The 19,040-nt window shown below is 42.7% G+C and carries 20 protein-coding genes and 3 pseudogenes; 5 read left to right on the top strand and 18 right to left on the bottom strand.

The features are described from left to right. Window positions 1-50 precede the first annotated feature (50 nt). From LQV63_RS24610 to LQV63_RS24680, 15 genes and pseudogenes are all read right to left on the bottom strand, one after another. Window positions 51-581 (bottom strand): hypothetical protein, encoded by a 531-nt coding sequence (locus LQV63_RS24610; RefSeq protein ID WP_233698661.1) that lies wholly within the window; start codon window positions 579-581, stop codon window positions 51-53. Between the two features lie 330 nt (window positions 582-911). Further along, a complete protein-coding gene (locus LQV63_RS24615) occupies window positions 912-1,109 on the bottom strand; it encodes a tyrosine-type recombinase/integrase (protein WP_325175918.1) in 198 nt (65 codons plus the stop codon). A 728-nt stretch (window positions 1,110-1,837) separates the two neighbouring features. Continuing rightward, window positions 1,838-2,437: a YdeI/OmpD-associated family protein gene (locus tag LQV63_RS24620; protein WP_233698662.1), complete on the bottom strand. Its 600-nt coding sequence runs from the start codon at window positions 2,435-2,437 to the stop codon at window positions 1,838-1,840. A gap of 134 nt (window positions 2,438-2,571) precedes the next feature. Further along, window positions 2,572-3,747, bottom strand: a pseudogene (locus tag LQV63_RS24625) (alanyl-tRNA editing protein). A gap of 248 nt (window positions 3,748-3,995) precedes the next feature. Further along, window positions 3,996-4,502 carry a DinB family protein gene (locus LQV63_RS24630; protein WP_233698663.1) on the bottom strand — a complete coding sequence of 169 codons (507 nt, stop codon included), beginning with the start codon at window positions 4,500-4,502 and terminating at the stop codon, window positions 3,996-3,998. A gap of 301 nt (window positions 4,503-4,803) precedes the next feature. Further along, window positions 4,804-5,313 (bottom strand): DUF6985 domain-containing protein, encoded by a 510-nt coding sequence (locus tag LQV63_RS24635; protein ID WP_233698664.1) that lies wholly within the window; start codon window positions 5,311-5,313, stop codon window positions 4,804-4,806. Between the two features lie 570 nt (window positions 5,314-5,883). Continuing rightward, complete coding sequence (locus LQV63_RS24640) at window positions 5,884-6,342, bottom strand: DUF6896 domain-containing protein (protein WP_233698665.1); 459 nt, start codon at window positions 6,340-6,342, stop codon at window positions 5,884-5,886. 110 nt (window positions 6,343-6,452) lie between these two features. After that, window positions 6,453-6,914, bottom strand: a complete 462-nt coding sequence (locus tag LQV63_RS24645; protein ID WP_233698666.1) for a hypothetical protein — start codon at window positions 6,912-6,914, stop codon at window positions 6,453-6,455. A gap of 449 nt (window positions 6,915-7,363) precedes the next feature. After that, complete coding sequence (locus LQV63_RS24650) at window positions 7,364-7,735, bottom strand: retropepsin-like aspartic protease (RefSeq protein ID WP_233698667.1); 372 nt, start codon at window positions 7,733-7,735, stop codon at window positions 7,364-7,366. Next, window positions 7,725-7,982 (bottom strand): hypothetical protein, encoded by a 258-nt coding sequence (locus tag LQV63_RS24655; RefSeq protein WP_233698668.1) that lies wholly within the window; start codon window positions 7,980-7,982, stop codon window positions 7,725-7,727. Before LQV63_RS24655 ends, LQV63_RS24650 begins: the two co-directional genes overlap by 11 nt. A 290-nt stretch (window positions 7,983-8,272) precedes the next feature. Then, window positions 8,273-9,196, bottom strand: coding sequence for a DUF7638 domain-containing protein (locus tag LQV63_RS24660; protein ID WP_233698669.1), 924 nt, complete (start codon window positions 9,194-9,196; stop codon window positions 8,273-8,275). 590 nt (window positions 9,197-9,786) lie between these two features. Then, entirely contained in the window at window positions 9,787-10,116 is a 330-nt protein-coding gene (locus LQV63_RS24665; protein WP_233698670.1) for a hypothetical protein, read from the bottom strand. Between the two features lie 15 nt (window positions 10,117-10,131). After that, a complete protein-coding gene (locus LQV63_RS24670; protein ID WP_233698671.1) occupies window positions 10,132-10,599 on the bottom strand; it encodes a serine hydrolase domain-containing protein in 468 nt (155 codons plus the stop codon). Window positions 10,600-10,847: 248 nt separating this feature from the next. Next, on the bottom strand, window positions 10,848-10,943 hold the full coding sequence (gene comI, locus LQV63_RS24675) for a competence inhibitor ComI (protein WP_019419116.1): 96 nt from the start codon (window positions 10,941-10,943) through the stop codon (window positions 10,848-10,850). A gap of 69 nt (window positions 10,944-11,012) precedes the next feature. Next, the gene (locus LQV63_RS24680; RefSeq protein ID WP_233698672.1) at window positions 11,013-11,522 is read right to left on the bottom strand and encodes a hypothetical protein; all 510 of its coding nucleotides are present in this window, start codon (window positions 11,520-11,522) and stop codon (window positions 11,013-11,015) included. Window positions 11,523-11,664: 142 nt separating this feature from the next. On the opposite strand from LQV63_RS24680, the pseudogene LQV63_RS24685 reads away from it, so the two are divergent. The 3 genes and pseudogenes from LQV63_RS24685 to LQV63_RS24695 all read left to right on the top strand — a co-directional run. After that, window positions 11,665-12,135: pseudogene (locus LQV63_RS24685) on the top strand (MerR family transcriptional regulator); the annotation flags it as partial. A gap of 11 nt (window positions 12,136-12,146) precedes the next feature. Beyond that, window positions 12,147-12,455: pseudogene (locus LQV63_RS24690) on the top strand (SRPBCC family protein); the annotation flags it as partial. 30 nt (window positions 12,456-12,485) lie between these two features. Continuing rightward, complete coding sequence (locus LQV63_RS24695; RefSeq protein ID WP_233698673.1) at window positions 12,486-12,956, top strand: SRPBCC family protein; 471 nt, start codon at window positions 12,486-12,488, stop codon at window positions 12,954-12,956. 249 nt (window positions 12,957-13,205) lie between these two features. Here the strand turns inward: LQV63_RS24695 and LQV63_RS24700 are convergent, their stop codons facing one another. Next, the gene (locus LQV63_RS24700; protein WP_233698674.1) at window positions 13,206-15,617 is read right to left on the bottom strand and encodes a penicillin acylase family protein; all 2,412 of its coding nucleotides are present in this window, start codon (window positions 15,615-15,617) and stop codon (window positions 13,206-13,208) included. A 386-nt stretch (window positions 15,618-16,003) separates the two neighbouring features. Further along, window positions 16,004-16,915 carry an acetamidase/formamidase family protein gene (locus LQV63_RS24705; RefSeq protein ID WP_233698675.1) on the bottom strand — a complete coding sequence of 304 codons (912 nt, stop codon included), beginning with the start codon at window positions 16,913-16,915 and terminating at the stop codon, window positions 16,004-16,006. Window positions 16,916-17,604: 689 nt separating this feature from the next. On the opposite strand from LQV63_RS24705, the gene LQV63_RS24710 reads away from it, so the two are divergent. After that, a complete protein-coding gene (locus LQV63_RS24710; protein ID WP_233698676.1) occupies window positions 17,605-17,850 on the top strand; it encodes a hypothetical protein in 246 nt (81 codons plus the stop codon). Here the strand turns inward: LQV63_RS24710 and LQV63_RS24715 are convergent. Continuing rightward, window positions 17,835-18,251 carry a hypothetical protein gene (locus tag LQV63_RS24715; RefSeq protein ID WP_233698677.1) on the bottom strand — a complete coding sequence of 139 codons (417 nt, stop codon included), beginning with the start codon at window positions 18,249-18,251 and terminating at the stop codon, window positions 17,835-17,837. The genes LQV63_RS24710 and LQV63_RS24715 overlap by 16 nt on opposite strands. 266 nt (window positions 18,252-18,517) lie before the next feature. Between LQV63_RS24715 and LQV63_RS31860 the strand changes: the two genes are divergently transcribed. Further along, the gene (locus LQV63_RS31860; RefSeq protein WP_325175919.1) at window positions 18,518-18,892 is read left to right on the top strand and encodes a hypothetical protein; all 375 of its coding nucleotides are present in this window, start codon (window positions 18,518-18,520) and stop codon (window positions 18,890-18,892) included. Window positions 18,893-19,040: the final 148 nt, after the last annotated feature.

Raw genomic sequence — 19,040 nt, forward strand, 5'->3', positions numbered from 1 at the left:
ATCAAAGATGTCATAATAAGGTAGCAGCTAATGATCCGTTCGATTAATTCCTATTGTTGTTCAAACTCCTTAATTAGCTTCTGGGACTTTTTCATTGCTTCTTCTCTGTCACTCGCAGGAAACGTTATCATGTACCCGTCTGATAAAGTTAATGAACCATTCATAGTTAATTTTATTGTAAAATCAGTGAATTTATCATTTGTGTACATCCAACCGTATTGATAAATATCAGGTCTGATTCTGCCTTTAAGAGCTCCGTTTAACTTTCGGAAAGGGGAGAATATCGTGGTGAAATTATGACCGTCGTAATGTAACTCTAATTCAGCTCTATCTTTTGGAATATTAGGAATTTTATCTCCCTTAAAGTCAATTAAGCCATGAAAGGTTTTATTGCCATTGATATGATTCTCCAACTTACCATCAATGTGTACTTTTATATGCTCGATTATTCCTTCCGTCCCTAATTGATAATAAACTCCATCTAATGTCTCTGAATACTTCTTGGGTGTAAAGTACCAAATTAAGAATATTCCTATAACAACAGTAACTATTGAAAGTATGACAGCAATTTTTGTCTTCATTAACTCCTCCATGTTTTTTGATATCCTGTCCGCTAAGTAATCATCGCCATAATTTTAAATTTTATCTTTCATATGTTTCATCAAGCAACAGGACGTTGCGAATGTATTTCCTTACAATGTTTTAGGGGCATTATTTCAGATAACGTCTTTTTTGCGCAAGCACCCTATATAAGGTGATATCTACGAACTTCGCGAATACCTACAAAATTGCGGGATTGTACGAAACCTACCTGCATCAAGGGCGAACTAGCCTCTTACATCTCTTTTTCTCCGTCCTCCATATCACTCTTTATCCGATCGAGCGGGCTCATAATGCGTCGGACTCAATCGTTACTGACATGCGTGTAACGTTCTGTTGTTCGAGAGCCCTGATGACCAAGAAGATTTTGAATGTCCTCGTAAATCCGTACCTGCTTCCAGCAAATGCGTAGCAAAAGAGTAACGAAGCGAATGGACGGTTACAGGCTTTGGTATCGCTGCTCTTTCCTTTGCTTGTCCGAATAACATCTGAACCGTTCGTTCCGTCATATGCTTTCTTATCCTGGCTAGGGAATAAACTGCTCAGCTCTTTCGTAGACATCTCATACTTTTTGCTTGATGTAACATTTGGAATCTTTCTCTATCTTTCTCTCTTTTAAGTATACTGACAGTGTGTAATATTGGAAATATCATCTTACATAGAAAAAGAGACACCTCCTCCACCTAAAGGCAGATCGTGCCTATACCGTTCATCTGATGAAGGCCATCGAAGCGGCTCGGGCGAAGGCGGATGTGTTGGATCTGGATCTCAGCAATTGTTACATCGACTGCCATGAGTATCGTCCGGTACAACAGCCCGATTCCCGCACCCTCTCGTTCTGGTTCTACTCAGAAGATCTAGTGAACTGGAGGGACGGCTACAGCGAGGACTTCCACGATCTTGCGGTGAAGATTAACGCCGATACAGGCCAAGTAATCCAGCTCCTGGGATCGAGCCGCTAAAATTGCTTACATGAAGGTAAACTTACGTTATCTAAACGGATCATCATACTCGTGCTCCAAGATGGGATTGATAGGAATCGTGATGAGGGGGATATAAAAGGCGTTATCGTTCAACCTTTTTCGATTCACGTTTGCGACTATACGAAGTTGCGAAGTCAATTTGGGTAACCAAAGTGCAACAAGCTTTCCGTATAGTCGCTGTTATCGTCCGAGGCAAAGCTAGAGGGCAATGTGGCTCTTACTTATCAATTTGATTCATTTATTTCTCATCGCGTTTACCGATCATTTAAGCCTTTTCCATTGAGGATTTGCTGTACACATTTTTCAACCCTTGACTCCCGAGTTTTGGATTGTTTGGGTGCAGAGAAGTGCATAACATATGCTCTCTGCCGTCCCGGCGTTAATGCTTCAAAAGCCGTTTTCAAGGCGGGATTTTCATCTAATTTGTTTTGAAATTCTTCAGGAAGTATGAGATCCGTACTCTTTTTAAAATCCACTTTCAAACCGGCTTTTTCCACTTCAATGGCTTCATGAATATAGGCTTTCAAGATGGTATCCATCTCAACGATTTCTTGAACATTGGTGAATCGAATCTGGCGGCCCGCCTGCGTATTCTCCCCAATTTGGACTAAAATGCCGTTGGGATCATGTAATAACACACCTTTGAAAAACATAAGCGCACAGAATTCTTTAAATCCTTGTATGATAACGATGTTACTTCCCTCAAACGTGTAACAAGGTTTCCCCCACTTCAATTCTTCGGTCAGCTGACAGTCAAGTATGATCGATCTCAACTTCTCCGTTTCTTCCTGCCATTTATTCGTCTTACTTAAAAAAATATCAACCTTAGGATTCATTTTCATTCCCTTTGTCATATTCGCTTCCTCTATATCGTTTTTACTCATGATGGTTTAGGTATATATCAATATTTGTTTACAGAAAATCGTTTTCTGATACGAAGTGGAAGAAATCACGATATGAACTCTTTCTAAAAAAGAAAAGATCAAATCTATTCCCCTTGTAATGACTGCGCTGTAAAATGGCAAAACGCCTCGGCATCCTCTCTGGTGGCAAAACCGGCCTGTGCCATCTTGTCGCTGCCTCCGCCTTTGCCGCGATAATCGCCCAAATGCTGTTTGAAGAACGCACCGCAGGCTAGTCCACCCTCTCCTCCTTGGGCGAGCAGCACCTTATGGTCTGCATTGGACACGAAGAGCACGACCAGATCAGCTTGGTCGGTGGGCTTTACCGCCAAGTTCTGCATATCCTTCAGTGACTTATCCATAAATACGTGCTTAATTAGGCTGCCCTGACAATCTGCCAATAGCTTCCCAGCCAAATAAGCGTCATTCTCAGCCTTCACCGCGTTCAATTCAGCTTGGAGCTGCTTCTGCTCTTGATCCCATTTTTCAATCCGATCCAGAATCTCTTCCTTTGCCGTATTGAACCGGGCCGATAGACTGCCGAGGATCTCCATTCCGGCATTAAATTCGTTCAACGCACGATATCCACATTTAAAATAGATACGCATATTCCCCTTCTGCTTCTCTACTCTCAGCAGTTTGATCATTCCGATTTCACCCGTTGCCAAGACATGTGTGCCACCGCAGGCGTTATACTCGATACCTTCGATTTCAACGATCCGGATATCGTCGGTTACCTTTGGCTGCTTCACTAGCGACAGGACGGCAGCTTGCTCCTGGTTCACAACATAATTCGTTACCTTGCGATTAAGGTAAATCTGATCATTTACCTCCAACTCCAGCATCATGAGCTGATCCAGAGGCAGATCAGGTCGGGCAATATCAATGGTGGCGTAATCCTGACCTAGGTGAAAACTAAGCGTTTCCGCCTGGCATACCTCCAGACACATGGCTGACAGCAAATGCTGGCCGCTATGATGCTGCATATGGTCGAACCTTCTATCCCAATTCAATCGGCAGCCGACCTCTTCCTACTCAGGAAAACGCTCGACTTTATGCAGAATTTCTCCTTCCTCAAGAACGACATCAAGAACCGGAATTTTATCGATCCACCCCAGGTCACAGGGCTGCCCTCCGCCGTGTGGATAAAAGGCCGTCTCATTTAATATCAGATATGTTCCGTTCTCCCGCTCCAGTTTACGTGTGATTCGTGTATTCCACTCTCGGATATAAGCGGATTCGTAATATAACTTCTTCGTCATCTTCATGTCCTCACTATTCCTAGGTTTCATTTACTTTACTATAAAACGCTCCTATAACTCCAATTGCTTTTTTACCTTGCTTAATTTAGGAATAATCGATAACGTGCAATGCTGATACACTTCGAACTTCGAACTCAAGTGGCTAGGAGCTATGCCATTCATAAAAAAAACAGCCTTAGATAGCATTATCTTAGGCTGGTGCTTCGAAGCAACTAAATCCCAACTACAACTACACATCCGGCAAATCCTTACTTAAATCCATCTATCATTTCATGAATTTGTTTGATATGTCTTTGTTCATGCATGTATATGGATTGAACCCATTCAATTAATAACATCTCTTTGAAGACCGGGTGTTTAAAATGTCTTTTACTCAGCACTGACGGGTCTTCTATTGTATTTAATAACTCAAGCAACTGCTGCCTTGAATGATTTAGTCTCTCTATGATCGCTTGATACTGTAAATATTCATCCGTTGGTTTAGCAATTTCAGGTGCGTCAATCTTTTGGCTTCGATCAAGGAGAAAGTCTAATGATTTATTTCCAACCAAAGATTCCTCATTGCTCTGCAAACCTGTCCGTATTGCCAACACATATAATTCTTCCGTCTTACTTAAGTGCTGGCATACCTGAGCAATACTCCAGCTGCTTTCATCTTTCCGTTTGTTTAATTGCTCTCCAGTCAATCCATTAAGAATTCCAAATAATTCGACTCTGGTCTCTATTAAATTTTGCTTGATTTCTTGAAGTTCCATAGAAATCTCCCTTTCTTTGTATTTTGCGGCTCTTCCTTACAAAGTCATCATTCATTTTATGTTTAAAAAATGTCTTTCAGAATAATAAAAGTCCCCATAAATCCATAGGCCTTGTTAAACCCACTATGATGGGTATCTATGATAAAGACTTATAGTTTTGTATGTACGAAACGCCCCAACCTAAGATCTCTTTCATCTAGGCTGAGGCGTTTATAGTGCGACCTTATTCCATTATTATACATCTAACAATAAAAAGGCGATAGTCCTGCTATTGAATAAGGAGTTGGCCGCGGCTAGTGACTTATGATTCATTTCCGTCGGATTCATTCCAAATTGCAAATTTGCCGTAACCTAAATAATCACGCACTTCAAGAACCTCACTGCCTCGTATAACAATCTCCATCCCATTTTCAGAATCCCATTCTGTCCCCCCACTCAGAATCGCTCCGAATGTATGATCATTTCGGTCGTAAGGATTTCGATATAGCTCAACATCCCCAACCGACATAAAGGCCAAAATATCTCTACCATAAGTCTCGGCTAAGCCACTAGGATAGTCAGCCGTATCACTGGACATTTTAAGATTTTTCCACTCGCATGCTTTGTTACAAATCTCATTAATCGTTTCATCCGGCAAATGATTAAGTACGTTTTGAATATATATTTCTGCTTCTTCCACACTCATGTCCTCAGTACTAAAGTGATATTCAACATGGCATTGGAACAAAGCAAGCAACCCAAACCCAGACATACTGCTTTCATCTATAGGATCTTCTACTCCAACACGTTCTAAATGTAATCTTTCGGTCAAACTACATCCCCCCCTAAAATTATGTATATCTACTTGAATACTCTAAATCTTTTCATAATCATGAATAATCTTAAAGAATATGCTGTTAAGTAAGACAACAGTGGAGGTATTTTTACGTTGACAACTAGAGTGAGCTGCTTGATGAAAGTGATGGCTGACAAGCACGACATATCACTTTTTCCTCGATACGACGTTTCAGTTTCCGACACGATTTCACAAACGGCTACGGCCAGCTTTTTTATATAGGCTCTGCTGTTAAAGTCTATTTTAACAGTCGTTGCTATGGTATCGTCCAATGTTCTAGTATCTATGAACCCAAAAGGGCATAAGGCGCGCTCGCGCTTTTCCCATCGGACTTAGCACGAGCAATGTTGGCTGCCTGAATTCGCTGCTCTGCAATACCTCGGACAGACCTAGGAGCGTACGGACGAAGCAGGAATACGGTGTTTTATACGCTGGTTCGTACTTCTTCGAAATCTTTGCTTCCTATTGTCTCTCTTCCTTTATCTTACAAGAATACATCAATTCTTCTCAATATTGTCTTACTGGATACGGATGCTCCACAATGATCTAAATCTTTCTGTATTCAACACCATGAATATGTATAAGCACTTTTCGCTTTGCTAATATTTCAAAAAGATTCAACATATCATCAAATGGATTTTTGAAATATTGAATTAAGTGTTTAAAATGATCAGTTGATTTCAAGAAGTTGTAAAAAAAATAGGGATCAACATTTCCAACATTGTCTATGTTCCCGAGAGAAACTTCCAATTGTTGTCCAGTTTCTACATTTTCAAACATGCAATGCTCTCCATGAACATCAAAGTACCAATTACCGGTTAAAAATTCATTATCGTTTAGTAATTCTGCATTTGAAATTAAGTAGTAATCTCCTTTTATAATCTCAGATTTTTCAGGCTGGTCAGTTTCCAATATTAATTTGTCAATGAGTTCTTGCGCAATAATTTTATAAGTGTCCATTGCTGCCAACAATTCATCTACCGTTTCCTTTGCAAGCAAGTTCATAACTTACCACCTTCTAAACCATTAATTTTTTTCAAACAAAGCCTTCTTTAAAGTACTTCTTACCAACTCACCCTGCGGGAACGCTTCTTTTATTAAGACCCTCCTATAAATCACCGTTCTCTATGAACGTTACCTACTTTAGCGCGATTGTATTTGGGTTGAAACTTTCTAATGAATTCGGTTTCAACACGAGAAACTGATGGCCTATCAACTTCAAGGTACCAAACATCGTCAAATTCTTTATCTCCACTTTTTAAGTGCTGTAATATTCGGGCAGGCCATGGCGAAGTTGTCTGACCAACGTAAACAATTTCCTCTCCCATTAAGAGAAAATAAACATACGATGGTTCTGTAATCTCTAATCGTTTTACATGCCTAATATTCGCTAGACATTGTGGTACTTCTGCTATATTAACAGGATTCCGATTTCTCCATATTCGAAGTGTCGGATGTCTATCAAGAGTAAATTTCTCTAATAAAAATTCATATGCCTTATTAAAATCCTCATGATACCTTTCTTCATTTAGAGTTTTCTGACTCTCTAACTCCTCTAGTTTTTTTCTAACTGGCATAAATAGCTCTTCTATTGCATCTATGTAGCCCGATCATACACGCAGATTATCCTCTATACTATTTCTCGATATTAATCCTCCCTGAGTGCGCCAAGTTGATCGTGAACATCTTTCCAGTAGTTCTCGAATCAAATCGTGTCCTCCCGTCTTCTTAAATCTCATGATAAAATCAGAGACAATTTCGAATAATAATTGATTATCCTCTGACAAAAGGATCACCTCAATTTAGAATTAGCATCTCTCCGAATTTCTCATAACGTTTCCGCATCTACGACGCGACCCGGCCTCAGATAGCTCTTATCTTAGGCCGGGTCGTGTGTTGTCTGATTATTCTTCTGTGCTTTCCTATCTGATACCTAAGGGGCGTTAAGCCCCGTAGCATAGATGCATTGTTATATGTCGGCGACTTCCCCGATTACACTAATAAAGTGTTCCATTCAATCCATTGCTCAGTTGCGTAGTTCTAATTTTTTCAAATCTACAATAAAGTTATGTTGTTTTAAAATGTCCAAACCTAGTAATCCTTTATGATCTTTGGGTAGTATTCCAACGTCAATTTCTATATCCTCAATACTTTTTGTACCTATTTCTATCCTGTCCATAATTTTTGTGTAGAAAGGTACGCTTCCACCTATCCCATACGCTTCATATATGGAGTCCCCTGTTTCGTAGGTCACACCTATTTCCTCCAAAATATCAGGACTTATTATAGTATGTGAAGACCCCGTGTCTATAATAACATCATCTATTCTCAATATTTCCCCTCTGAATTTAACAGTAATCGATGTTGTAATTAACTGTCCGTTGTAGTTAATTTTCATCTTTACTACGTCTCACTCTTATTAACGGATCTCTACGAAGATGGATCACAAAGTCTTGATTTGAAGTGTGATACACCAAGCTTCCAGGCTCTACTTGAAAAAATTCCTTATTAGCATCCTGCTCTGATATAGAGCGAATCGGTGCAACTTCATCTATTATTTTTTTGTTGCCCTCCTCATGATAATTAAGAATGGAAACCAGAACAAATTGATCAGGAAATAGCTCCCTTACTTCTTGCCATTTCATACGATCTACCTCCTTCAAATCTTTCTCCATCGTTTTGTTTGATATAATTTTATCATATTTAAACTTTTCGCCGATTTCAGATAACGTGTTAATATGTCCACGACTTCCCACCAACTTAAGCCCCGCAGGTGCGGCGTGATGTGGTTAGGTCATGCGGATGTATCCGTCTGAACCTACATCCCTGCTACGGCCAATCTATGAACCTACATCTAACTCCTGCCTGATCAAAGGCCGAATGGATCGATGTGTGAACATAGTGTTATAAGATGCCCCTGCCTTCTTCGGGTCACTTAAACTTCACGCTTTTCGTCGGGTCTGTAAATTATTCTCTGATAATCCCAATCTTTACTATCCATATCGCCTAAGAACATTCTTTCATGTTCGGGTACAAGTTCATATTTTACTTTTAGATTTTGTCGATAAAACTCAATCGGATCTTCTAGATACTGATAATATGCTTCTTTACACTCTTCTAAAGACGTCTTCTCGCCTTTAAGTTTTTTATAAATATCGACCAACTCGACATATTTATCTTTAATATCTGTTGAATAGGCGACTTGTGAAAATGTTACTTCACCAAGATCAGATAAAATGATTTTTGTTGGTTCATTAAAGCTTGTAAAGAACGTTCCATTTGCAAAGAGTTCAGAAATCTCCTCAAACCGAAAGGTAAGTTCATTCGCCTGGAAATAGCAAACAACTAACCCATTCTTATAAACAACTAGATTTACTAAATAATTTTTATCTTCATATTTCATGAAGATGGAGAATGCATCGCCATCTATTGTTTCATAAAACATTTCACGCTCAACATAATAATTAGTAGCTCTAGGCATGTACATAATTTGTCTTTTCTTTGCCAATTGTTTTTGCCAAGAAGTGATTTCATAGATATTTTCAAAGTTAGGGTTAAGAGTTTTTACTTTGTTTCTTATATGTTTGTAGTATTTAGACTTATCAAATTTCCATTCAGCTTCTTGAACGGTATACATCCCTAAACCATGTATAGACAGACTTTCGTTTTCTGGAATTGATGGGTTTAACCAATTAGACCTGAGCTTATTTTTAAGTCCATTCAAATCTACAAGCTCCCAGCAATTTGACATGCCATCTTCATAAACGTCAACATTGATATAAAAATAATGACCACCATTATTTATAATCCCGGGTACAGTTATGCCCTCTATTTCTTTTGTTCTTCGAATTTTCTGCAAATGATTCACACCCTTTGATGTATTATATAATTGCATGGATTTCTTAGTTCAATTATGTATTCACTTCAATAATCAACACTTTCCTTAGACAAACTGTATATTCATCAAACTTCTTTATGTTTATTTACATATCGTTCGTCCTTTTTTGTACCAATAAGTAAGCTTAATGGAAGAACAACTAGGGGAAGAATAATAGTCTCTACCACGATCCCTAGCATTCCAAAGCCCATTTTACTAAGGGCCAAAAAACATAAGGAGCTTGTATTCCATAACTTTCTCGCTTCCTGGCATTCCATTTACAGAAAAAAATTCATTCTGATCAGCATAAGGAAGAAGAAAGAGTAACATATATATTGTCACTTACAATGACATAAGCAAAATAAATATATTGAATTTATGTTTCTTAATCAAAGGCATAAATGTACCTGTCATTTTGATACGTAACCTCCTATAAATAATCTAGCTTTGACTGCTGCAAATTTATCGACTATACATAAATCTTTCCCATATACATGATTTGAGCACATCTCTTCCATGGATTATCAGGTTTATCATAGAATTGAAGTCCGTGTATTGATTCCTTTCCCCAATCATATGTGAATTCTAATAATGCGCACAATATCATTTTCCTTGAAGGCAGTTATAAAATATTTCATTAAAAGAATTCTGATCTTCGTGTCAATTCGCAATTGTTCAATGAGCGTAAATACTTCAACAGGTACTAACTGACTATGATTGATCAAACCTCTATTCAGATGTAAATTCCCCCACTGCGCCAGGTCTCTCGCACTTGAATACAGATTTCTTTCATGACCTTCATTGGACTCAATTCGAACAGATGCATAGCCGTCCGCAGCTTGAAAATCACAAACTAAATTTTCTTTAGGTACCGAAATCCACTCCGTATTCGTTAACTTCATAGGTTTCAATACTCGTTATGTAATTAGTTGAGCAATATTAAATTCGGTAAGTTCTTTGATGAGGTCACGCGCTACTTCCTCACGTTCAATACGATTTGGCCCAAAATATTTCGCACCTGATTTGGTTGCTAAATCTCTTATTGTGGTATTGCCCAACTCGTATTCAGGCCTGTTTGTGAGCACATCAGAAACTTTTCGGTCAACAGACAATTCACTTTCTACAACAGCAATTGCTGTAGCGAGTCCGACATATGTCTTCCTTAGGGAATACAAGTTAAACATTGAATCATGTGTCACTACGAGTGATCCATTCTTAAAATGATGCGTTCCAGAATACCATTCTGTTAACATTTTGTTGTCCTGAATGATCACAATAGACGCAGCTGAAGCCCCAAACTTCTCTTTTGCTCCTTCTGTATATGAAACTAAAGGTGAAAAAATGTTATCAATAAATGTTGGTGCTGCTATGACTTCGACCTCCAATTATTGTTTTCAGAACTTTTACATGTATCCATGAACCCGAGATTCACGAACCCTCACTGACCTAAGTGAACGTTAGTATGTGGATCTGAGGGCACGCTTTGATACATTTTTTTCATTGTGTTATTATATATGTAATAAAGACCAAGTGCTGCGAACACTTGGTCAGTACAATTGGCTTGGATGGTTTATTCCCTTCTAAGTCGTATAGGAACAAAACCCACCTCTGGCCTCAACCTTTGGGTGGGTTTTTACTTTTTCTTGTTGTTATTATTGATGTATGTTAAAAGAGCAAGAATGAACGTTCCAAAGAGGAACATGATCGTTAATGCATCTTTCACTTCCATGGCTTCACATCCTCTCGAAGAGAAACCATGCCCACCCAAGATTCAATTGTAGTTATATTTTACCTTTATTCACACTTGCGTACAAGCGTTCTCATCAATAACTTGGTAATATTCCATATTGCCTTTATTTATTATTGCAGCATCAAACATCCAAATATTATCCAAGTCGTTCTGCATTAAGGCTTCCCAAGGACGACCATCCGTTGCTTCATTAGTAAAATACACACCAGCTTGAATAGGGAAATCTGAGAATGCATTCATTAACTTCCAAATCACTAATCTATGTTCTTCTCTTAATACGTAATCGAAATGACATTGTACAATCTCCTCTGTCCAAAGGAGAAGGCTAACTTCAAGCCAAGATTGCTGCAATTCTTTATAGCTTTTTGAAGTCCAGCCCATTACAAAAGGACGAATGTGTATAAGTTGACCAGCGATCATAAGTTCTTTTGTTACTTCTCCCTCACTCACATAAATAGCGCCATCCTCATCCATCTCCCATTCTAGTCCACTAAAAGCAGAAATTATTTCAGCGTCTTTAATCCCGAAGTCATTTAATGTGTTTATAAAGTCCAGCATAATCTCTTTTATATTGCTTTGTTCGCATTTCTACTTCTCGAATTACGATAATCGTTTCAGGTGGCAACACTTGCACATGACGTAACGTCATGTTTTATAGTATATTTGCCGGCAATAGATGCGCAGCAAAAAAGAGGTGATTATGAAGCAGCTTTGGAAAGTGGGAGAGCTTGCTAAGCTCACAGGACTCACGTTACGAACATTGAGATTTTACGATCAGATTGGCTTGTTTTCTCCTTCGGCGTATTCCGATTCGGGGCACAGGCTGTATAACGAGGCCGACCTGTCGAGATTGCAGCAAATTTTGTCGTTAAAAGAGCTCGGCTTATCGCTTGAGGAAATTAAGTCCGTAGTAACCGGCGGTCACTTTAGTCCGCTGCAAATCGTGTCGCTGCAAGTCGCCCGTCTGAAAGAAACGATCCGGATGCAACAAAAGCTTTTGGCCGAATTGGAATCCGTTTCCGACCTGATGCTTTTGAAACAACCAGTGACGGTCGAAGATTTTACAAAATTATTAGAAATGATGAAAAAGAGCCAAGAAAAAATGATCCTCGAACGTTGGATGAATTGGGAGCATCGCCTAGACCTGCTGGGCGACCTCCTCGACAAGGATGCCGACGAATTGACTTCCGTGTCGGCGGTGGAGAAAGCAGTCAAGGAGGGCCTCCCGGCGGACCGGTGTTTACCTTCGATGCCCGGTACCACGACATTGTACCGGACGAGCGCATCGTTTATACCTATACTTTGGATATGGATGAGACGCGGATTTCCATTTCCGCAACGACCGTCGAGTTCAAGGCGGAGGATGAAGGAACAAAGCTGATTTTCACCGAGCAAGGCGTCTTCCTGGACGGCCACGATACGCCGGCTCAGCGTGAGCACGGCACCAAGGAGATGCTGGACAAGTTGGGTGTGCAGTTGGAGATCGGCTAGCCTACTTTAACATGCGAGGGAGGAACGGGCATGACGGAAAACCGTGCGGCAAACAACGAAATCAGCGCTGCAGAAGAATACGAATTGGTAACAACGAGGGTGATAAATGCATCCCCTGCTCTCGTTTATGAAGCCTGGACAAAGCCCGAGCATTTGGCACAGTGGTGGGGTCCGAACGGGTTCACGAACACTTTTCACGAATTTGATTTACGGCCGGGAGGGATATGGGAGTTTGTGATGCACGGACCGAACGGAGTCGAGTATCCCAATAAAAACGAATTTGTCGAAATCAGGCCAGAACGGATCGTGCTGCGACACGTATGTGAGCCCCATTTTCAACTCACGGCAACCTTTGAGTATCTAGGCGGCACAACCAGACTAACTTTGCGCCAGCTTTTCGAAGACGAAGCCGTATTCAACGCCATCAAGAAAATCGCATCTTCACACACCGAGGAAAATCTTGACCGACTTGAAGCGCATTTGCAGAAGATGTCCATCTGAAAACCTCAGTACCTTTTCCGCGAGATCGCGGCCGGCCGAAAGGCCGGTTTTTTCATGTATTCTTGTATTCGTCACACGACTCAGCCTTAGATAGCTCTATCTTAGACTGGGTCGTGTGTTATCAGAGTTATCTCCCATTATTATACTTTTGACAACCAAGGGATAAAAGCCCTGCAGCATGTATAAGATGTTAGACGAAGCGCATGGTGCTGCTTCAAAGTACAGAATATGGACGATCTATCGCATCTTTCATTCTGGCACTAATTTCAGCTCATTTCCTCCATTTCGGTAATCATTCGGTACGTTACTCGTGATGTGGTATTGTCCGGTAGTCCAGTCATTCACCTGGTCATGGTACCACTTGCTCAGCACATGTCCGGATTGGCCGGGTCCCACCACATTCAACGAGCGGGTCGGATCGGACATATCGATGACCGTTCGCCACGGTGCCCCATGGATGACTTCGCCGCTCTCTGTATTCCAACCTGCAGCCCCGACGGTGACACGGCCGCCGCCCATGGGGACAGAATTGGCGTTAAAAATCAGATCCAACGGCTTCACAGCACCAAGAGGATGCGCAAAATCCACCTGATGGAACTTGCCCCATCGCCAGTTGTCCGGATGTTTGCCCTGCAGTGAAGCAGCCTGTTCCACAGCCAGCTGAAATGCCTGCAGCGCCGCCTTTTCGATTCCGCCTTTTTCGTCGATCCATGGCTCCCGCTCGCCTTGAAGCGCCCTGCGGAGCATTTCATCCTTAACGACAGACTTATTGTTAAACAGCTCCATCAAGTCAGCGTTGATTTCGGGCTTGAACAGCACATCATCAAAACTCTGCATCCACAGCTCATAGACAAGCGGAGCAGCCTGTTCCGGATCATTTACTTTATTCCAGCCTTGTAAAAGCGAAAGCGCGTCGCGGTCGATCTGCCGCAAATCCGGCGATTCTTTGATCTTGGCAATCAGCTCATCCAAAAACTCTCCCGCCTGAAGGTTATGGCTGTCAAATTGAAGTTTTTTCATATCCTCTACGGTCAGCTTATCCTTGGCAGACAGCACCTGCTGGATACGCGCTTCGCGGTATGGCTGGGACCAGACATCTGTCAGATGATACGGGTAGCTGTCGCCGATCACTTTATTGTTTGCCGTAGCGATAAACCCTTCCTTCGGGTTCACGGATGTGGGCAGTTCATCCCATGGGATATATCCCGTCCACTCATATTCATCGGTCCAGCCCGGTACCGGAACCGAACCGTCGCCTTTTTTGCGAATTGGAATCAGGCCGTTCCCACGATAGGCAATCGTGCCGTCCGTAGAAGCAAAAACAAAATTTTGAGCAGGTGCTTCAAAATGTGTCAACGCCTGCTTGAAATCCTCCCAGTTTCGCGCTTTCGCGAACATCTGAACCGCTTCGAGCTCGGTCGTTGCATCCAGGGCGGTCCATTTCATCGCAAGCGCCGTTTCCTGCCGCTGATCATGCGCGAATTCTGAGATAATCGGCCCATGCCGGGTCACGACAACTTCATACGGCACCGGAGCCTCGCCTTTTACCTTAATTTCCTCTTGATAAGCCTTGGCATCCTCCCAGTTGCCCATATATTCGAATTGATGCGGATTGTCCGGGTTTCTTTTTTCAATATAGAGATCCTGTACGTCCGGACTCAGATTCGTCACTCCCCAGGCTATCGTGTCGTTATGCCCGAGAATAATCCCTGGAACGCCCGCAAAAATCACCCCGCTCACATTCAGCTCCGGCGCCGAGAGATGCGTCTCATACCAGATGGACGGCGTACTTAGGCCCAGATGCGGGTCATTGGCCAGCATCGGCTTGCCGGATGCCGATTTCTCTCCCGATACGACCCAGTTGTTGCTGCCGTTAAACGGATCCCGCGGAACCGCAGTGGCAGCCAATGCCGTCAGATCGACCGGATGTTCTGTCAGCGCCTGAATGATCATTGCCCCATCCTTCGGATAGGTTGGCATAAGCGACTGAAATTTCTCGGAGGACAGCTTCTGCGCCATGGCATATCTGAAAGCCTGCCCCTCCCAGTTGCCTGCCAGATCATAGGCCATGTATTTGCCGATCGTCAAGGAATCCACCGGCTGCCATTCCGCGGGTTCATATCCCAATATCGTAAATTCGACCGGCAACGACTTGGCGTCTTTGGCATGTGTGATGTAATTATTGACGCCATCCGCATACCATTGCAGCACCTGTATGGACTCTTTCGAGTAAGCTTCAAGAGAAAGCTCTGCCGCCCGCCGCAAACTGAATGCACGGAAAAATTTATCGCGGTCGATAGCCTTAGCCCCCACCACTTCACTAAGCTGTCCGGAAGCCTGCCTACGGCTTAAATCCATCTGGAACATGCGGTCCTGCGCCGTTACGTAACCTTGAGCCATGTAGAGATCATGTTCGTTTTGCGCCTCGATATGCGGAACACCGAAAGCATCCCTCCATACCGTCACTTCCTTTTCCAGTCCAGAAATGTTGAGTTTCCCCTTAACGACAGGCAGACTTTTATTTACGAACCAATATACGTATCCCCCAGCGCAGGCAAGCAAAAGAACTAAAACCAAAACAATGATTCCGGTAACGCGCGGCCAGCGTTTCATCTTGCGACGTCTGACGCTTGGAACGGTTATTGCCGCCAGAAGCTTCATGCAGAGCCACCTCCAGACTTTTGGATGTATTTTGTAAAATCATTCAATATGGATAGTTAAGCGCTTACAATTTATCTGAGTATCTATTCATAATTGTATTAATGAATACTTTGTCCAATGTTCACATTTACAGATAACATGAAAGCCGTAAATCATCGGAAACCATAATCTATTGTTATTCATTCCATATATAGAGGGGACATAACGAAAACCGGTGATTTCCATGGTCAAGCGGATATTAACCGATACTGAAGTCTTCAATCATATCAGCGTCTATGTTCGATACGAGAATCGATATAATTGCCTGGCTATACCAGAGCAAAATGGCGATCGCTCCCGGTTCTATACCGTAGAGCGATCGCCATTTTGTCAGATAAACAGTTCTTTTATAGCATGGACAGCACGGCTTTTGGAACTTTACAAACGACGCTGTAGGCGGGGTTGAACACATTGGCCACCTCGTATTCCACAGCCTGGCCCAGGAGCAGACTTGCTTCCGAGGCAGTCAGGCCGTAGTCTTTCGTCAGCATAGCCAGCATTTCCGTCGTAGCATGCTGCAGCGCTTGATCAAGCGGCCTGGCGTTGCCGATGCAAAACCAGTGCGTGTCCGATTCGCCTCGCGGCCAACCGATCGTTTTCCCCTTCAATACCTGAACTGTGAAACGGACGTCGAGCGATATTTCCACACCACTGCCTACAATTTCCCCGCAGCCTTGAACGGCATGCCCGTCCCCAAGATGGAAGAGCGCCCCCTCCGCAAAAACCGGTAAATAGACGGTAACACCGGCTACAAGGCCTTTATAGTCCATATTCCCGCCGTATTCCCCGCTCGTTGCCGTAGAAATCGTCTGATCTTTCGGAGGAGCAACGCCAAAGCAGCCCAGAAACGGGCGCGCTTCCAGCTTCAATCCGGCCAAACCAGACGTCGGCTTTTCCAAAACAACCAAAGCTTCCTCAGCGTCCACAGACCATCGCACAATCTCGAGTGGCGGCAAAGCTGCGACAGCTATTGGATCGACGACGTTCTTTGCCAGCACGTTGAACGTCCAGCCCCAATCCCGGCTCGGCACCATCGACTCAAGCCGTACGGCAAGCGTATCGCCGGGCTGCGCCCCTTCCACATAGAATGGTCCCGTCATCGGATTGCCGCCCCCGGCCACGCTTTCCCCTCTGTAGTCCCAGCCTCTCGCATCTACTGTGGATGTCACGACGGAATCGCCGTCGGCAATTTTAAGTACGGGCTCGTGCGCCCCTATGGTGTTATGGTAATGCTTGGGTTGAAAGTGGTGTACAGCCATCGTTTCGTCTCCTTTAGATCGAGGAATTTTCCTTGGCTTTCACATTGCTTTAGAGCATCGATAATTTCGGTATTTTCAGTATAGGCGCAACCGCTAACAGCAAGCACCCGTTAATGGCGAACACAATCGTGATGGACATTTGCGAAGATCGACTTTGCATCAGACTTTAATGTGAAAAAATATTAGTTCAACTTATATAGAATTTTTCTATTAAAAGTCACTTTGGCTGTGACGACCGAGGGCCTGCACAGTCGACCCGAAGCGTGAACACATTGTTATAGGATGTCAGTACCTTCTTCGATATACTTAAACAAAAAAAAAAAGCCGCAATTAAGCGACTTTTAAGCATATATGTTCTTTTCAACCGGCATCTGCCGCCGGGGCGGCAATCTGATAAGGAACACTCTGCAGACGTTCGTATCCACGGACGCCGTGTTCCCTGCCGGCAGAACAAAATGCTGCCGATGTTGCCTAAGCCATAGCGATTGCATTAGCGATTGCTATGGAATTATCCTGTGTATTTAATCTTAACCACAGTGCCTACTGTCCCTATTACTGTCCAGCCCGCTGGCATAGGGAAGCCCGGAAGGACATCCACCGTCGTACCCAAGCTGGCACCGTTCAGGTTCTTAATCCAAACTGTAGTATCTGTTTTGTTAATGACCGCCCAACCAGATGGGAGTGGAGAGATGGGTAAGATCGTGGTGGTCTCTCCGAAGCTTGTTCCTATCACGTACTTAATGGTCATCGTTGAACCTATTGTATTGACAATCACCCATCCATTCGGTAATGGAGTACCGATCAGAACTGTGACCTGCGCGCCTGTTGGTGCTCCATTTAGGTTTCTGATCCACACCGTGCTGTCCGTTCTGTTTATCATCGCCCAGCCAGCTGGCAGCGGCGAGATGGGTACGACCGTTTATGTTACGCCGTAACTAGCTCCGTTCGCATTTTGAAGGGTAAGCGAAGTACTTGTTTGGTTGATAACCACCCAGCCGCTCGGAATCGCGCTACCAAGCATCGCGACGGTCGTCACGCCTGTCGCTCCCCCGATCAAGCACTGGGCAGTTATCATGTCGCCGTTTTTCAGCGCAATGATCCAGCCAGCAGGCAGCGTCGTGCCGACGGGCACCATGGTGGTCGCACCATACTTAGTGCAATTGAACGTCGCACTGCTTGCGGCAGCTTCTGCAATAGATGAGAACCCTCCTACGTTCATACCTAACGAAAAGCTCAACAGAAGCACAAGTATCATCACCCTTGATATCCCTTTTTTAATCATTAATCCGACACTCCCTTCTATTATTTGTCCAAGCGATTGAATATCATTAGTCATTCCAACAATCTTATGATAGACCAATCCATTAGCGGTGTTGTTTGTTAATTTATGATCTTACTCTCCTAATTGCATACTGTAAAAATTTTTAAATTCTAGAAACTTCAATTTGCTGCCGTTAATTCACAGCCAGTTTCCAGAAAAGATCAAACTAACACCTGTATCGTGTATTATTAAAATCAATCTATTACCTTGCTCAATTTATCTATACCATTCTTAAAGAACTGCAATATACTATATCATCCTTAGAAAAAGGAGTGATATAGTTGGCAAACAGTGATATACGTCTTGCGCTTTGGTCAGGTATCAATTTTACTGGTCGCCGGATCCTCTTCAGACGTGGAGGGGTTGCGGTTCGTGATCTTGGAGCGTTTCGATTTGACAATGTGCTTTCAAGCTTCCGACTCAGAAATGTTGTGCAAAGAAATCAAGTAACACTTGTACTGTTTTCGAGAATTAACTTTCAGGGGTCATTCCGGGTGTTTCGTGGCAGTCAAAATGTAGCTAACTTGGGCAATTTCAATTTCAACAACATCACATCTTCATTCATTTTGGTAGGCCGCAATCTTACTAACACGGAAATATCTCAAATTCAAAGCACTGGAATACCTCCTCGAGACATTCTTATTATAAGACAATAACTCTAAATAATATGTTCTTTTGAGATAAGGAAATGATAGTCTGCTACATCAGCGGCAGTCTAGGGCTTATTTATCGTCCTAGGCTGCCGACTTTATTGAACGCAACAAAACGTTGTTGTATCTACGATTTCTTTCAACTGCTGCTGCG

Origin of the sequence: Paenibacillus profundus, from assembly GCF_021369635.1 — a bacterium.
Lineage (GTDB): Bacteria > Bacillota > Bacilli > Paenibacillales > Paenibacillaceae > Paenibacillus_B > Paenibacillus_B profundus.

Coding starts and splice junctions, on each gene's coding strand:
- LQV63_RS24705 (WP_233698675.1), bottom strand. CDS start 16,915: ATGGCTGTACACCACTTTCAACCCAAGCATTACCATAACACCATAGGG.
- LQV63_RS24655 (WP_233698668.1), bottom strand. CDS start 7,982: ATGAAATGGCAAGAAGTAAGGGAGCTATTTCCTGATCAATTTGTTCTG.
- LQV63_RS24695 (WP_233698673.1), top strand. CDS start 12,486: ATGACGGAAAACCGTGCGGCAAACAACGAAATCAGCGCTGCAGAAGAA.
- LQV63_RS24640 (WP_233698665.1), bottom strand. CDS start 6,342: ATGAACTTGCTTGCAAAGGAAACGGTAGATGAATTGTTGGCAGCAATG.
- LQV63_RS24710 (WP_233698676.1), top strand. CDS start 17,605: ATGGGTAAGATCGTGGTGGTCTCTCCGAAGCTTGTTCCTATCACGTAC.
- LQV63_RS24610 (WP_233698661.1), bottom strand. CDS start 581: ATGAAGACAAAAATTGCTGTCATACTTTCAATAGTTACTGTTGTTATA.
- comI (WP_019419116.1), bottom strand. CDS start 10,943: ATGGAAGTGAAAGATGCATTAACGATCATGTTCCTCTTTGGAACGTTC.
- LQV63_RS24650 (WP_233698667.1), bottom strand. CDS start 7,735: ATGAAAATTAACTACAACGGACAGTTAATTACAACATCGATTACTGTT.
- LQV63_RS24620 (WP_233698662.1), bottom strand. CDS start 2,437: ATGACAAAGGGAATGAAAATGAATCCTAAGGTTGATATTTTTTTAAGT.
- LQV63_RS24645 (WP_233698666.1), bottom strand. CDS start 6,914: ATGCCAGTTAGAAAAAAACTAGAGGAGTTAGAGAGTCAGAAAACTCTA.
- LQV63_RS24680 (WP_233698672.1), bottom strand. CDS start 11,522: ATGCTGGACTTTATAAACACATTAAATGACTTCGGGATTAAAGACGCT.
- LQV63_RS24665 (WP_233698670.1), bottom strand. CDS start 10,116: ATGAAGTTAACGAATACGGAGTGGATTTCGGTACCTAAAGAAAATTTA.
- LQV63_RS24700 (WP_233698674.1), bottom strand. CDS start 15,617: ATGAAGCTTCTGGCGGCAATAACCGTTCCAAGCGTCAGACGTCGCAAG.
- LQV63_RS24630 (WP_233698663.1), bottom strand. CDS start 4,502: ATGGAACTTCAAGAAATCAAGCAAAATTTAATAGAGACCAGAGTCGAA.
- LQV63_RS24715 (WP_233698677.1), bottom strand. CDS start 18,251: ATGACTAATGATATTCAATCGCTTGGACAAATAATAGAAGGGAGTGTC.
- LQV63_RS24615 (WP_325175918.1), bottom strand. CDS start 1,109: ATGACGGAACGAACGGTTCAGATGTTATTCGGACAAGCAAAGGAAAGA.